Source organism: Bradyrhizobium sp. USDA 241, from assembly GCF_049739505.1.
GTDB lineage: Bacteria > Pseudomonadota > Alphaproteobacteria > Rhizobiales > Xanthobacteraceae > Bradyrhizobium > Bradyrhizobium liaoningense.
Window position 1 is genome coordinate 347,414 of record NZ_JBMGPZ010000004.1, and the last position, 14,920, is coordinate 362,333.

Here is a 14,920-nt window from a genome sequence, read left to right on the forward strand (position 1 = left end):
ACGCCCTGATGGCTCCCGCGATCGGGTGACGCCTCATGAATTACGACGAGTTGACCTTGACCCAGGCCACGGCTGACCTCCGTGCCGGGAAAATCACGAGCACCGCGCTCACGACGGAAGCTCTCGCCCGCGCCAGGGCCAACGCCGATCTCAACGCTTTCATCACGCTGGACGAGGCCGGCGCCATGAAGGCCGCCGCGGCGTTCGACGCCAAGGGCGACAGGAGCAAGCCGCTCGGCGGCATGCCCGTGGTGATCAAGGACAATATCGAGGTGGCCGGGCTGCCCTGTAGCGCCGGCACCCCCGCGCTGAAAGATTACATTCCAGGGGCCGATGCACCTGTCGTGGCAAAGCTGCGCGCCGCGGGAGCGATCATCATCGGCAAGACCAGCATGCACGAGCTGGCCTTCGGCATCTCCGGCTACAACACCGCGTTCAAGACCGGCGCCGAGTTCGGCGTGCGCAATGCCTATGATCGCGCGCGGATCGCCGGCGGCTCCTCGTCCGGGACAGGCGCCGCGATCGGCGCGCGGATCGTCGCGGGCGGGCTCGGCACCGACACCGGCGGATCGGTGCGCGTGCCCGCCGCCCTGAACGGGTGCGCCTCGCTGCGGCCAACAGTCGGGCGCTATCCGCAAGAGGGCATCGCGCCGATCTCGCACACCCGCGATACCGCGGGTCCGATGGCTGCAACCATGGCCGATGTCGCGCTGCTCGACCGCGTCATTGCGGGTGGCGATCCGATCCTGCCTGCGGATCTCAGGCTGGTCCGCATCGGCATCGCCAAGGCGATGCTGGCCAATCTCGACGGCGACACCGAGGCCGCCTTCCATGGGGCAGTCGCGCAGATGAAAGCCCAGGGCACGGTCGTGGTCGAGATCGAAATGCCCCAACTGGCGGAGCTCAATAGCCAGGTCAGCTTTCCAGTCGCGCTATACGAGGCCTATGACGATCTGGTCGCCTATCTCGCACACACCGGCACCGGCCTCAGCATCGAGGCGCTGGCGCAGGAGATCTCCAGCGCCGACGTCAAGGGTACCTATGAGGGCCTCGTGATCCCGCGAAAGCTGCCTGGTCCCGGCGACACGCTTGTCGACGCCAAGCCGATCTACGACGCCGCGGTCAAGACCGCACGGCCCGCGCTTCAGGCGCTCTACGGCAACACGTTCTCCGGAAACAAGCTCGACGCCATCGCCTTTCCGACCACGCCGCGCGTCGCCATCCCCTCCAACCCGGACTCCAGCAGCCTGGAGAATTTCGCGCTGTTCATCCAGAACACCGACCCTGGCAGCAATGCCGGCATTCCCGGCATCCAGATCCCAATCGCACTCGGCGCCAGCAGCAGACTGCCGATCGGGCTTGAACTCGACGGCCCCGCGGGAAGTGATCGTCGTCTGCTGGCGATCGGCATGGCAATGGACAGCGTGTTTGGCCGGTTGCCGCCGCCGCGGCGCTCATGAATAAGGGTTGATCAGCTTCTGCTGCTCGGCGCTGTGGTGCGCGAGCAGGTCGATGAAGGTCCTGACCTTCGCCGACAGATGATGGCGATGCGGATAGACCGCGTTCATGGACAGCTCGACCGTCCGATATTCCGGCAAGAGGCGCACGAGGCGGCCGGTCTCGAGATCGTCCTGAATGAGAAACCCCGCCATCAGGCAGACAGCAGCGCCCTCCAGTGCGACCTTCCGAAGCGCTTCTCCGCTATTGGTGACGAAGCTGCCCGAGATGCGAACGGAGGCTGGAGTGCCTTTGCGGTCAAGGAAGCGCCATTCGTCGCCAAACGGATAGTTCAAGTGCCGGCCGCAATTGTGTCCGGTGAGCTCGTCGAGCTTCTGCACCCGGCCGTGCTTCTCGAGATAGTCGTGCGAGCAGCACAGCACGTGACGCCAGGTGGCAAGTCTCCGCACGATCAGGCTCGAATCCGGCGGCGGGATCATGCGCAGGGCAACGTCGTAGCCCTCCTCGATGAGATCGACATCGGCCTCGCCCATGCGCAGATCGATCCTGAGTTCCGCATAGGTCGACAGCAGCTTCGCCACGATCGGCGCGACAAGCGGCACCATGTGCGTGGCGACGTGAATGCGCAGCGTGCCGCGGGGCACCGACTGCAATTCGCTCGCGATGTCGTCGGCCTGTTCGAGATCTGCGAGAATCTGGGTTGAGCGATCGTAATAGGCCTTGCCGATTTCCGTGAGGCTCACCTTCCGCGTGGTGCGGTTGAGTAGCCGCACGCCGAGCCGGTCCTCCAGCGCCTGGACGTGGTTGCTCACCATGGTCGTCGACATGTTGAGGCGGCGGGCGGCGGCGGAAAAGCCACCGTTCTCGACCACGTGGACGAAGGCGGTGAGGCTGGTGAAGCGATCCATGGCCCAAAGCTCCAATTATCCGCGATTACTGGATAATGCTTCAAATAATTCCGGGATTATCACAGCGGCCGGGACAACGCATCTTCTCCTCGTCAATGCGCGCCCTTCGAACGGGCGACCGGGAATTCCGAGGATGTCATGTCGAACGCTTCTTATGTCTCTGAAACGACTGCAAAAATCGGCCTACGGCTGTCTCGACGGACAATCAATCGGGCGGCCATCGGCCCTGGCGCTGATCCTCGGCGTCGCGGTGGCCGGCGACTATGGCTACGACTATTTGAAGACCGGCCGGTACCTCGAATCCACTGACGACGCCTATGTGAAGGCCGATTCCACGATCGTCGCGCCGAAAGTGTCCGGCTACATCGCCAAGGTGCTGGTCGGTGACAACGAGAAGGTCAAGGCAGGCCAGCTGCTGGCCAAGATCGACGACCGCGATTTCAGGGCGGCGCTCGATCAGGCCCGCGCCGACGTCGCGGCTGCCGAAGCCTCCGTGCGCAACATCGATGCCCAGCTCGAGCTGCAACAGCCGATCATCGAGCAAAGCACGGCTGACGTCGCTGCTGCGGACGCCAACCTGAAATTCGCACAAGAGGAGCGCGCCCGCTACGACGACCTCATGAAGACGGGCTCCGGCACGATCCAGCGCGCGCAGCAGACCGACGCGGCGCTGCGCGCCAGCAGCGCGCAATTGCAGCACGCGAAGTACGGCCTTCTGGCTGCGCAGCGCAAGATCGACGTGCTCACCAGCCAGCGCGCCCAGGCCGCAGCCCAGCTCGAACGTGCCCGTGCGGTCGCGCAGCAGGCGACGCTGAACCTGTCCTATACCGAGATCACCGCGCCGGTGGATGGCACGGTCGGCGCCCGCAGCTTGCGCGTCGGCCAGTACGTGCAAGCCGGCACGCAATTGATGGCTGTGGTGCCGCTCGATGCGGTCTATGTCCTTGCCAACTTCAAGGAGACCCAGCTCACACATGTGCGGCCCGGCCAGCCGGTCGAGCTGTACGTCGACAGTTTCCGCAATCGGGCCCTGCACGGCCATGTCGACAGCCTGTCGCCGGCGAGCGGGCTGGAATTCGCATTGCTGCCGCCCGACAACGCCACGGGCAACTTCACCAAGATCGTGCAGCGCGTTCCGGTGAAGATCGTGCTCGACGACCACAGCCTCACCGGCCTGCTTCGCCCCGGCATGTCCGCGGTGCCGACCATCGACACCAAGGCGACCGTGCTGGCCGAGCGCGAGACGGCCAAGCGTCTCCGACAACATGCTCCGGCCGAACGGCGGCTGACCCTGCGCCGGCAGGTTTGTCAAACCCTGCCGGAAGATCGCTCCAGAACGTCGTCGATTGTCGAAATCATCCGCATCCTGTCTCCGTACCCGAGACGAGGCCTCCATGAGCACGCTTCAACCCACCCTCGACGCCACATCCGCCGCCGCCATTCCCGCACCCGCCGCTCCGTCGGTATCGGCCAAAACCTGGATCGCGGTGATCGGCGCAACGCTTGGCGCCTTCATGGCGGTGCTGAACATCCAGATCGTCAACGCCTCGCTCGCCGACATCCAGGGCGCGATCAGCGCCGGTATCGACGACGGCGGCTGGATCTCGACCTCCTATCTGATCGCCGAGATCGTGGTGATCCCGCTGTCCGGCTGGCTGGCGCAGGTGTTCTCGATCCGCATCTATCTGCTCACCAACGCGATCCTGTTCCTGGTCCTGTCCGCGGCCTGCGCACTGGCGCATGATCTGTCGCAGATGATCGTGCTGCGCGCCATCCAGGGCTTCACCGGCGGCGTGCTGATCCCGATGGCCTTCACGTTGATCATCACCCTGCTGCCGCGCGGAAAGCAGCCGGTGGGCCTTGCGCTGTTCGCGCTGTCGGCGACGTTCGCACCGGCGATCGGCCCGACCATCGGCGGCTATCTCACCGAGAATTTCGGCTGGCAGTACATCTTCTACGTCAACCTCGTGCCGGGCGCGATCATGGTCGGCATGCTCTGGTACGCGCTCGAGGCCAAGCCGATGAAACTCTCGCTGCTGCGCGAGGGCGACTGGGCCGGCATCATCACCATGGCAATCGGCCTGTCGGCGCTGCAGACCGTGCTCGAGGAGGGCAACAAGGACGACTGGTTCGGCTCACCCTTCATCGTCAAGCTGTCGGTGATCGCGGCGGTGGCGCTGACCGCCTTCCTGATCATCGAGCTCACGGTGAAGAAGCCGCTCTTGAACCTGCGCCTGCTGGTACGCCGCAATTTCGGCTTCGGCATGCTCGCGAACTTCCTGCTGGGCATCGCGCTCTACGGCTCGGTGTTCATCCTGCCGCAGTATCTGTCCCGCATCCAGGGTTACAATGCCGAGCAGATCGGCATGGTGCTGGCCTGGACCGGACTGCCGCAGCTGCTGCTGATCCCGCTGGTGCCGCGCCTGATGCAGCGCTTCGACGCGCGGATCATCATCGGCATCGGCTTCGTGCTGTTTGCGGCGTCCAACTTCATGAACATCTACATGACCAACGACTACGCCGCCGACCAGCTGCTGTGGCCCAATGTCGTTCGCGCGATCGGGCAGGCACTGGTCATGGCGCCGCTGTCGGCGGTGGCAACCGCCGGCATCGAAGCCGAGAACGCAGGCTCGGCGTCGGGCCTGTTCAACATGATGCGCAACCTCGGCGGCGCGGTCGGAATTGCGATCTTGCAGACCGTTCTGACCAAGCGCGAGCAGTATCACTCCAACGTGCTGATGCAGTCGGTCTCGATATTCGAGCAGGCGACGCGCACGCGGCTGGAGCAACTCACCCAGTATTTCGTCAATCACGGCGTCCTCGACCAAGCGGATGCCGCGCATCGCGCCTATGTCGCGATCAGCCGCATCGTGCAGAAGCAGGCCTATATCCTCGCTTTCAGCGACACCTTCTATCTGCTCGGCATGGCGCTGATCGTGGCGCTGATCGCCGTCCTCTTCCTGAAGAAGTCCGGCCAGACCTCGGCCGGTGGCGCCCACTGACCTCAACCCAAGAAGCAAGGAGACGATCATGAAGCCTCGCATGAACTACTTCCAGGCCGCGCCCGATACGATGAAAGCGCTGATGGCGCTGGAGGAGCAGATCCAGTCGACCGGCATCGAGAAATCGCTGATCGAGCTGATCAAGATCCGGGCGTCGCAGATCAATGGCTGCGCCTTCTGCATCAACATGCACAGCGAGGACGCGCGCAAGCGCGGCGAGACCGAGCAGCGCATCTACCTGCTCAATGCCTGGCGCGAATCCCCGGCCTATACTGAACGCGAACGCGCCGCGCTCGCCTGGACCGAGTCGGTGACGCTGATCTCGCAGACGCATGCGCCGGACGACGTCTACGAACAGGTCCGCGCGCAGTTCTCCGATGAGGAGACGGTGAACTTGACCATGCTGATCGGCGCCATCAACGCCTGGAACAGGCTCGCGATCGCGTTCCGCGCGGTGCATCCGGTAAAAGTGAAGGCTTCGGTAGCGTGAGGGATCCGCAACTGTCATGCCCCGCGAAGGCGGGGCATCCAGTACGCCGCGGCCCATCGGGCCTATCACTGCCGTCACGGCGTACTGGATCGCCCGGTCAAGCCGGGCGATGACAGCGGTGGGCGTGCCTCAAACCGCCGTCGCCTTGGCGAACTCGACATAGATCTCGCGAAGGCGCGTTGCGATCGGACCGGGCTTGCCGTCGCCGATTGTCTTGCCGTCGATGGCGACCACCGGCTGCACGAACGAGGACGCGCTGGTGATGAACGCCTCCTTGGCAGCGAGCGCCTCGGCGACCGTAAAGGACCGTTCCTCGACGCGGAGCTGGCGCTCCTCGGCAAGCGCGATCACGGCCTTGCGCGTGCAGCCGGGCAGGATCGCGTTGGAATTCTTGCGCGTGACGATGACGTCGTCCTTGGTCAGGATGAACGCCGACGACGAGCCGCCCTCGGTGACGTAGCCATCCTGCAGCATCCAGGCCTCGCCCGCGCCGGCTTCGGCCGCGGCCTGCTTCGCCAGCACCTGCGCCAGCAGCGCCACGCTCTTGATGTCGCGGCGTTCCCAGCGGATGTCGGGCACCGTAATGACATTGATGCCGGTCTTCGCCGCCGCCGCGTTGATGATGTCCTTCTCGGATGTGAACATCACCAGGCTCGACTTGACGTCCTCCTTGGGGAAGGGGAAGTCGCGCCCCTTGTCGGCGCCACGCGTGACCTGGAGATAGACGAGACCGTTCTGGAGCTTGTTGCGCGCGATGAGCTCCTTCTGGAGCGCGGTGATGCGCTCGATCGTCTCCGGCAGCTTCAGCTTGATCTCCCCGACCGAACGCTCCAGCCGGGCCAGATGCGAGGCATTGTCGACCAGCTTGCCGTCCAGCACGGCCGAGACCTCATAGATGCCGTCGGCGAACAGGAAGCCGCGATCGAGCACCGAGATCTTGGCCTCCGAGAGCGGGACGAATGAGCTGTTGACATAGGCGATCGGGTCCAAGGCAGGTCTCCTGGCGAGATGGGGAATTTGGCGCGCTTATACGCCAGTTAGGGGGACGGATCACCCCTCTATTCGTCATTCCGGGGCGGCGCGAAGCGACGAGCCCGGAATCCATTTCGCCCCGCGTTACGCCGCCTGATGGATCCCGGACTCGCGCTACGCGCGCCCCGGGATGACGACCGGTTAGTGGGAGAGAATCTTCGACAAGAACTTCTGCGCGCGGTCGCTGCGCGGCTTGCCGAAAAAGTCCTCCTTCGCCGCGTCCTCGACGATCTCGCCGCGGTCCATGAAGATGACGCGGTTGGCGACCTTGCGGGCAAAACCCATCTCATGGGTGACAACCATCATGGTCATGCCCTCATGAGCGAGATCCACCATGACGTCGAGCACCTCGCTGACCATTTCCGGATCGAGCGCGGAAGTCGGCTCATCGAACAGCATGACGATCGGATCCATGGCGAGCGCACGGGCGATCGCAACGCGCTGCTGTTGGCCGCCGGACAGGTTCGCGGGATACTTTTGCGCCTGTTCCTTGAGGCCGACGCGCTCCAGCAGCTGCATGCCTTTCGCCTTCGCCTTGTCGCGCGACCGGTCGAGCACCTTCTCCTGCGCGAGGCAGAGATTGTCGATGATCTTCAGGTGAGGAAACAGCTCGAAGTGCTGGAACACCATGCCGACGCGCGAACGCAGCTTCGGGAGGTTGGTCTTGGGATCATTGACCTTGATGCCGTCGACCAGGATGTCCCCGCTCTGGAACGGCTCCAGCGCATTGACGCATTTGATCAGCGTCGACTTGCCCGAACCCGAGGGGCCGCAGACGACGACCACCTCGCCCTTGGTGACGTTGGTGGTGCAGTCGGTCAGCACCTGGAAGCTCGGGCTGTACCATTTGTTGACGTGGCTGATTTCGATCATGAGCGGGGAGCCCTAGCGAATGATGGCGATGCGCGCCTGGAGGCGGCGGACGCCATAGGACGCGATACAGGAAATGGTGAAGTAGACGACTGCTGCGAACAGATACATTTCGACGAGGCGCCCGTCGCGCTGCGCCACCTTGCTGGCCGCTCCCAGGAAGTCCGTGATCGACAGGACGTAGACCAGCGAGGTGTCCTGGAACAGCACGATGGTCTGCGTGATCAGAACCGGAAGCATGTTGCGGAAGGCCTGCGGCAGCACGACGTAACGCATGCTCTGGGCGTAGGTCAGCCCCAGCGCGCTCGCCGCGGCCGGCTGTCCGCGCGAGATCGACTGGATGCCGGCGCGCATGATCTCGGAGAAGTACGCCGCCTCGAACATGATGAAGGTGATGAGGGAGGAGGCGAAGGCGCCGACGCTGATCGGCCGCGAGGCGCCGGTCACCCACTGCCCGATATAGGGCACCAGGAAGTAGAACCAGAAGATGACCAGCACCAGCGGCAGCGAGCGCATGAAGTCGACATAAATTCCGGCGATGCGGCCGAGGACCTTGAAGCCGGAGAGCCGCATCAGCGCGAGTGCAGTGCCGAAGACGAGACCGCCAAGGGCCGCGAGCCCCGTCAACGTCAGCGTGAAGGTCATGCCCTCGTAGAATAGATAGGGCAGCGCGCGGCGGATGACGTCGAAATCGAGATTGTCGAACATCGCTTATTTCCCCGTGATGTAGCCGGGGATCGCGACCCAGCGCTCGAGAAAGCGCATTCCGGTCACGACGACGGCGTTGACGAGGAGGTAGAGGATGGTCGCAGCGGTGAAGGCCTCGAACACCTGGAACGAGAATTCCTGCATCGAGCGCGCCTGTCCGGTCAGCTCGAGCAGGCCGATCGTGATCGCGACCGCCGTGTTCTTGATGGTGTTGAGGAATTCAGAGGTCAGCGGCGGCAGGATGATGCGGAAGGCCATCGGCAGCAGCACGTAGCGATAGGCCTGTACCGTGGTCAGGCCCAGCGCGGTTGCGGCCATCTTCTGCCCGCGCGGCAGCGAACCGATGCCGGCCTGCAATTGCACGGCAACGCGGGCCGACATGAAGAAGCCGATACCGATCGCGGCCGTCCAGAACGGCGCGTTCGGGAGCTGCTTCAGCCAGGTGCCGGCAGTTTTTGGCAGCAGCTCCGGCAGCACGAAGTACCACAGGAAGAGCTGCACGAGCAGCGGCATGTTGCGGAAGAATTCGACATAGGCAAAGCCGAACCAGTTCGCCCCCTTCGACGGCAGCGTACGCATCACGCCGACGAGCGAGCCGGTGATCAGCGCGATCACCCAGGCCAGCGCTGCGGTCTTGAGGGTCAGCACCAGGCCCGACAGCAGCATGTCGAGATAGGTGCCGGTCCCCATCGGGTTCGGCTGGAAAAAGATTCCCCAGTTCCAGTTGTAGTTCACGTGTCCCCCGCGCGAACGCGCCAGTCATGGATGTCCTGAGCGCCTATGCAAATGTCTGGCCACCCTGGTGTCAAGAGTGGCCGGACATGATCCCGATCGAAAGATCGAGGTTTTATCTTACTTGTAGTCGTCCGGGTTCGGCGAATCCGTCGGCTTGGCGAACTCGTTCTTCAGCTCGGCCGAGATCGGCGTGTTGAGGTTCAGGCCCTTCGGCGGGATCTTCTGGGTGAACCACTTGTCGTAGATCTTCTGGGCTTCGCCGGACGTATAGAGCGCCGCCGTTGCCGCATCGACCGCCTTCTTGAAGGCGGGGTCGTCCTTGCGCAGCATGATGCCGTAGGGCTCGGGCTTGGAGAACGCATCCTTGGAGATGACGTAGTCGTCGGGGTTCTTCGAGCCGGCGACGAGGCTGGCGAGCAGGATGTCGTCCATGACGAAGGCGACCGCGCGGTCGGTCTCGACCATCAGGAAGGCTTCGGCATGGTCCTTGGCCGGGATGATGTTGGCGCCGAGGTTCTTCGCGACGTTGGCCTCGGTGAGCTGCTTGATGTTGGTGGTGCCGGCGGTCGAGACCACGGTCTTGCCCTTGAGGTCGTCGATCGACTTCAGGCCGCTCGACTTCTTGAAGACATAGCGACTGGCCGTCAGGTAATGGGTGTTGGTGAAGGCGACCTGCTTCTGGCGCTCGGCATTGTTAGTGGTCGAGCCGCATTCGAGGTCGATGGTGCCGTTGGCCATCAGCGGGATACGCGTCGCCGAGGTCACCGGGTTGAGCTTGACCTCGAGCTTGTCGAGCTTGAGCTCCTTCTTCACGGCGTCGACGATCTTGTAGCAGATGTCCATCGCGAACCCGACGGGCTTCTGGTTGTCGTCCAGATAGGAGAACGGAATCGAGGAGTCGCGGAAGCCGAGCGTGATCGCGCCGGTGTCCTTGATGTTCTTTAGCGTGCCGGTCAGCTCCTGGGCCCCGGCCTGGCTGACGACGAAGGTCGCGGCGAGCGCGAGCCCGATGCTACGGAAATGTTTCACTTTCTTCTTCCCCTTTCAGGATGATGCGGCCGGATGCAAGCACAAATCGGGCCGGATTAGAATGTGACTTTCGGCTGGACCGATGCCTCAGGTTAACGGACCTGTCAGTGGTCCTGGCAATTCCCCGAGATCCCAGAACAGCCCGGCCATCACCGTCAAGGCCTCTTCGGTCAAGGGCAGCAGGATGTGCTCATTGGGCGCATGCTGGGAGCAGCCGGGATAGGAGTGCGGCACCCAGATCGTCGGCAGGCCCAGGATCTCGGAAAACACGTCGTTCGGCAACGAACCGCCGAAATTCGGCAGCACGGCCGGCGCCTTTCCCGTGGTCTCCCTGACCGAATCCGCCGCCCATTTGATCCAGGGGCTGTCGAAATCGGTGCGCGATGCAGCAAAGCTCTGCGCCGCCCGCACCTCGACCATGGGAAAACCCTTTGCAACGAGATGCGCGCGGATTGCCTCGATCAGGCCCTCGACCTTCGTCCCGACCACGAAACGCAGTTGCAGCACGGCATTGGCGTGACCGGGAATGGCGTTCGCCGGCTTCTCGATATTGCCCGACGACATCGCCAGCACTTCGAGCGTGTTCCAGGCATAGAGCCGCTCGGCCGCCGACAGCCCCTCCTCGCCCCAGTTCTCCGCGAGCGCCGGCTCGTCCGCGGTCGGCACCACCTGCACGTCAGCGAGATAGCTGCGGATCTGGTTGGTGAGCCGCGGCGGCTTCAAGGCATCGAGCAGGAGACGGCCGTGGCCGTCGACCAAGGTCGAGATCGCGTTGACCAGGATGGTCGCGGGGTTGGCGAGCACGCCGCCCCAATTGCCGGAATGGTGGCCGCCGTCGCGCAAGTTCACGTCGAGATGAATACGGATGCCGCCGCGGCAGCCGAGAAAGAGCGTCGGCCGGTCGGCGGACAGGCGCGGCCCGTCGGAAGCCATGAACAGGTCGGCCTTGAGCGCGTCGCGATTGAGATCGCAGACCTTGCCGAGATCCGGCGAGCCGATCTCCTCGCCCATCTCGACGATGAACTTCGCGTTGAAGCCGAGTTTGCCACCGCGAGCGTCACGCACCGCGCGGAGTGCCGCCATATTGATGCTGTGCTGGCCCTTGTTGTCGGCGGTGCCGCGGCCGTAGAGGCGCGTCCCCGCAACCGCCGTGCGCCAGGGATCGCGCCCCTCGCGCCATTCGCCCTCCATGCCGTCGACGACGTCGCCATGGCCGTAGATCAGCACGGTCGGCGCAGACGTGCTCTCGTGATGTTCGGCCAACAGGAAGGGCGCCTTGCCGCTCGGGGATTCGACGATACGGCTGGAAAAATCGAGCGCGGCGAAGGCCGGCTGCATCTCCTGCTTCAGATAGGCGCGCAGCTCGGTGCCGCGCGACGGATTCTGGCTTTCGGTCTTGAAAGCTACGCGGCGGTCGAGTTCAGCGAGGAACGCGCCGGATTTGAAGTCGTCCCGGGCGCGGGCGATGGCGTCGGCTCTGGTCATTGCTTTCGTTTTCAAGGTTTTCGACGCGGGCGAACGTAGCGGGCTACATAGGCCATCGAAAGTGGCAGGGGGCTTGGGAAGTTTCTTGGAGTTTCTCTTGTGGTTCTCTTGGGATTTCGTTCCTGCTCACTTGAGATTGGCTTGCCAGGCGCGGCCGCACCGCTGATTTGACCTTGCCAATACCAAGACATATGCAAGAACTTCGCCAAGTTGGGGCGCACATCTATCATTCGAAGAGCGCTCAGTACAGGGCGCCGAGGGGACCAGCATGGCCAAAGAGATCAGGCTCAACGCCTTTGCGATGAATTGCGTCGCACACCAGTCACCGGGCCTGTGGACCCATCCGCGCGACCGCACTGCCGACTATAACCGCCTGCCCTACTGGATCGACCTCGCCCGAACCCTGGAACGGGGCCGCTTCGACGGGCTGTTCCTGGCCGACGTGCTCGGAGTTTACGACGTCTATGGCAACAGCCCTGACGCAGCCTTGCGCAATGCGGCACAGACGCCTTCGAACGAGCCGCTGCTGCTGCTGTCGGCGATGGCAGCCGTGACCCAGAATCTCGGTTTTGGCGTCACCAGCAATCTGTCCTTCGAGCCGCCCTACCCGTTCGCGCGGCGGATGTCGACGCTCGATCATCTCACCGAGGGGCGGATCGGCTGGAACGTCGTCACCGGCTATCTCGACAGCGCCGCGCGCGGCGCCGGCAAGGACAAGCAGACCGGCCATGACGACCGCTACGACATCGCCGACGAATATATGGAGGTGGTCTACAAGCTCTGGGAAGGGAGCTGGGAGGACGATGCCGTGCTGCGAGACCGGACGCGCGGCATCTTCACCGATCCTGCAAAGGTTCATCGCGTCAATCATGAAGGCGCGAACTTCCGCATCAACAACACCATTCATCTCAGCGAGCCCTCGCCGCAGCGCACGCCGGTGCTGTACCAGGCCGGCACCTCGCCGCGCGGGCGGCAGTTCGCGGCAAAGCATGCCGAATGCGTGTTCATGTCGGGACCGTCGGCCAAGGTGATCGCGCCGCGCGTCTCCGCGATTCGCCAGGAGGCCGCCGCGCTCGGCCGCAACCCGGCTGAAATCCTGATGTTCTCGATGATGACGATCATCCTTGGGCGGACCGAAGCCGAGGCGAAGGAGAAATACGCCGACTACCGCCGCCACATCAGCCCCGAGGGCGCGCTCGCCCTGATGTCGGGATGGACCGGCGTCGACTTCTCCGGCTACGATCTCGATCAGCAGGTCCGCCACGTCCGGAACGACGCCGGCCGCAGCGCCATGGACAACGTCACCCGCGCCGATCCGGACCGCGTCTGGACCGTGCGCGACGTCATCGAGCATGTCGGCATCGGCGGCGCCGGGCCGGTCGTGGTCGGCACGCCGGAGATGGTCGCGGACAAGATCGAGCAATGGTTCGAGGCAACCGACGTCGACGGGCTCAACGTCGCGTTCGCGATCTCGCCCGGCGATTTCGAGGACATCGCCGACATGCTGGTGCCGGAGCTGACCCGGCGCGGACGGTACAAGAGCGAGTATGCTAAGGGCACACTGCGGGAGAAGCTGTTCGGTCAGGGCCGCGCGCGGTTAGGTGCGCCGCATCCGGCGACGGGATATCGGGTGGGGAAGAAGGGGTAGCTGCCACGCGCTCGCTGTCATGCCCCGGCTTGACCGGGGCATCCAGGGCGGATTCAAGCGGTCGTCGCAACACCAAGAAGTTGGAGGTTGCGATGAAAGTTTTAAGTCGACGTTCGGCCCGGTCAGGACGGGCGCCATTGCCATCGCCAGGCCGGTCGTCTGCGGCTGGACGCGATGAACAGAATAGATTTTGGAAGGCGATTGCCTCAGGGCAAAGCAGCGAAGATGCTGCGCTTGCGGCCGGACTATCGCAACCTGTCGGAAGCAGATTGTTCCGAAAGGCAGGGGGCACGCCACCAGCGATGTTCAGATCTTCGGCCAAGGCTCTCTCCGGGCGCTACCTTTCATTGGCTGAACGCGAGGAAATCGCCCTACTCAGGGTGCAGGACCATTCTATACGGGAGATCGGGCGCCGCTTGGGGCGGGATGCTTCGACGGTCTCCCGTGAACTGCGGCGGAACGCGGCCACCCGCGGCGGTGGGTTGGAGTATCGGGCAACAACTGCCCAATGGCATGCGGATCGATCTGCCCGCCGGCCCAAGTCGACCAAGCTTGCGCTCAATGCAACCTTGCGCACTTATGTAGAGGAGAGACTTGCCGGCGGCGTCGTAGCCCCGAGCGGGGCTCATGTTCCTGGTCCGGCCGTTCCGTGGAACGGCCGCCGACATGGCCGGCGAAAGGATCGACGATGGGCCAAAGCCTGGAGTCCTGAGCAGATTGCCCGACGCTTGCCGATCGACTTCCCGGACGACAAGACGATGCGCATCAGCCACGAAGCTATCTATCAAGCTCTCTTCGTTCAGGGCCGTGGGGCGCTGCGCAGCGAGCTGACCGCCTGCTTGAGAACCGGGCGTGTATTGCGGATGCCCAGGGCGCGCATACGCAGGCGAGGCAAGGGCTTTGTCTCGCCGGAGATCATGATCAGTGAGCGCCCTGCTGAAGCTGCCGATCGAGCAGTGCCGGGACATTGGGAGGGAGACCTCATCCTCGGTCTTGGCAGCTCGGCAATCGGCACGCTGGTCGAGCGCACGACGCGCTTCACGATGCTATTGCACCTTCCCCGATTGGTGGGGCATGGCGAAGCTCCGCGCGTGAAGAACGGACCTGCGCTCGCGGGACACGGAGCCGAAGCCGTGCGCGACGCGATCTCGCGCACCATCATCAATTTGCCCGAAGAACTACGTCGCACGCTGACTTGGGATCAAGGAGCCGAAATGGCTCAGCACGACCGCCTCAAGATCGATGCAGGCATCCAGGTCTACTTCTGCGACCCGCAAAGCCCTTGGCAGCGCGGCACTAACGAGAACACCAACGGGCTGCTGCGGCAGTACTTCCCGAAAGGCACAGACCTGAGCGTCCACAGCGCCGACGAGATATCCGCTATAGCAGCGGCCCTCAATGCCCGACCGAGAAAGACGCTGGGCTGGAAAACGCCGGCAGAAGCGCTTGACGAACTACTGCCTTGAGTGAAAAACAATTTGGTGTTGCGACGACCGCTTGAATCCGCCCAGTACGCCGCAGCGTCTCGACTCGATCACCGCCGCCTCTGGAATAC

Annotated in this window: 11 protein-coding genes and 2 pseudogenes; 6 read left to right on the forward strand and 7 right to left on the reverse strand. The window is 63.8% G+C overall.

The genetic code is table 11. The features are described from left to right. The first annotated feature begins 35 nt into the window (after positions 1–35). Complete coding sequence (gene iaaH / locus ABIF91_RS11375; protein ID WP_028180578.1) at positions 36–1,460, forward strand: indoleacetamide hydrolase; 1,425 nt, start codon at positions 36–38, stop codon at positions 1,458–1,460. Here the strand turns inward: iaaH and ABIF91_RS11380 are convergent. Continuing rightward, positions 1,455–2,366, reverse strand: a complete 912-nt coding sequence (locus tag ABIF91_RS11380) for a LysR family transcriptional regulator (protein WP_028180577.1) — start codon at positions 2,364–2,366, stop codon at positions 1,455–1,457. The two genes, iaaH and ABIF91_RS11380, sit on opposite strands and share 6 nt — an antisense overlap. Positions 2,367–2,504: 138 nt before the next feature. On the opposite strand from ABIF91_RS11380, the pseudogene ABIF91_RS11385 reads away from it, so the two are divergent. The 3 genes and pseudogenes from ABIF91_RS11385 (at position 2,505) to ABIF91_RS11395 (ending at position 5,858) form a co-directional block, all read left to right on the forward strand. After that, a pseudogene (locus ABIF91_RS11385) lies at positions 2,505–3,655 on the forward strand (HlyD family secretion protein). A 105-nt stretch (positions 3,656–3,760) separates the two neighbouring features. Continuing rightward, positions 3,761–5,368 (forward strand): MDR family MFS transporter, encoded by a 1,608-nt coding sequence (locus ABIF91_RS11390; RefSeq protein WP_284280925.1) that lies wholly within the window; start codon positions 3,761–3,763, stop codon positions 5,366–5,368. A 28-nt stretch (positions 5,369–5,396) separates the two neighbouring features. Continuing rightward, positions 5,397–5,858 (forward strand): carboxymuconolactone decarboxylase family protein, encoded by a 462-nt coding sequence (locus tag ABIF91_RS11395; protein ID WP_028180575.1) that lies wholly within the window; start codon positions 5,397–5,399, stop codon positions 5,856–5,858. Positions 5,859–5,987: 129 nt separating this feature from the next. On the opposite strand, the gene ABIF91_RS11400 is transcribed toward ABIF91_RS11395, so the two are convergent. The 6 genes from ABIF91_RS11400 to ABIF91_RS11425 all read right to left on the reverse strand — a co-directional run bounded on the left by ABIF91_RS11400 (position 5,988) and on the right by ABIF91_RS11425 (position 11,717). Then, entirely contained in the window at positions 5,988–6,848 is an 861-nt protein-coding gene (locus ABIF91_RS11400; protein ID WP_424579156.1) for a D-amino-acid transaminase, read from the reverse strand. Positions 6,849–7,031: 183 nt separating this feature from the next. Then, positions 7,032–7,763: an amino acid ABC transporter ATP-binding protein gene (locus ABIF91_RS11405; protein ID WP_028180573.1), complete on the reverse strand. Its 732-nt coding sequence runs from the start codon at positions 7,761–7,763 to the stop codon at positions 7,032–7,034. Between the two features lie 12 nt (positions 7,764–7,775). Next, entirely contained in the window at positions 7,776–8,468 is a 693-nt protein-coding gene (locus ABIF91_RS11410) for an amino acid ABC transporter permease (RefSeq protein ID WP_028180572.1), read from the reverse strand. Between the two features lie 3 nt (positions 8,469–8,471). Beyond that, complete coding sequence (locus tag ABIF91_RS11415; RefSeq protein ID WP_028180571.1) at positions 8,472–9,203, reverse strand: amino acid ABC transporter permease; 732 nt, start codon at positions 9,201–9,203, stop codon at positions 8,472–8,474. 117 nt (positions 9,204–9,320) lie between these two features. Next, positions 9,321–10,232 carry an amino acid ABC transporter substrate-binding protein gene (locus tag ABIF91_RS11420; protein WP_028180570.1) on the reverse strand — a complete coding sequence of 304 codons (912 nt, stop codon included), beginning with the start codon at positions 10,230–10,232 and terminating at the stop codon, positions 9,321–9,323. A gap of 87 nt (positions 10,233–10,319) precedes the next feature. After that, entirely contained in the window at positions 10,320–11,717 is a 1,398-nt protein-coding gene (locus tag ABIF91_RS11425) for a M20 family metallopeptidase (protein ID WP_028180569.1), read from the reverse strand. 268 nt (positions 11,718–11,985) lie between these two features. On the opposite strand from ABIF91_RS11425, the gene ABIF91_RS11430 reads away from it, so the two are divergent. Together ABIF91_RS11430 and ABIF91_RS11435 are read left to right on the forward strand one after the other, a co-directional pair. Then, positions 11,986–13,365 carry an LLM class flavin-dependent oxidoreductase gene (locus ABIF91_RS11430; protein WP_028180568.1) on the forward strand — a complete coding sequence of 460 codons (1,380 nt, stop codon included), beginning with the start codon at positions 11,986–11,988 and terminating at the stop codon, positions 13,363–13,365. Between the two features lie 92 nt (positions 13,366–13,457). After that, a pseudogene (locus ABIF91_RS11435) lies at positions 13,458–14,866 on the forward strand (IS30 family transposase). The last annotated feature ends 54 nt before the right edge of the window (positions 14,867–14,920 follow it).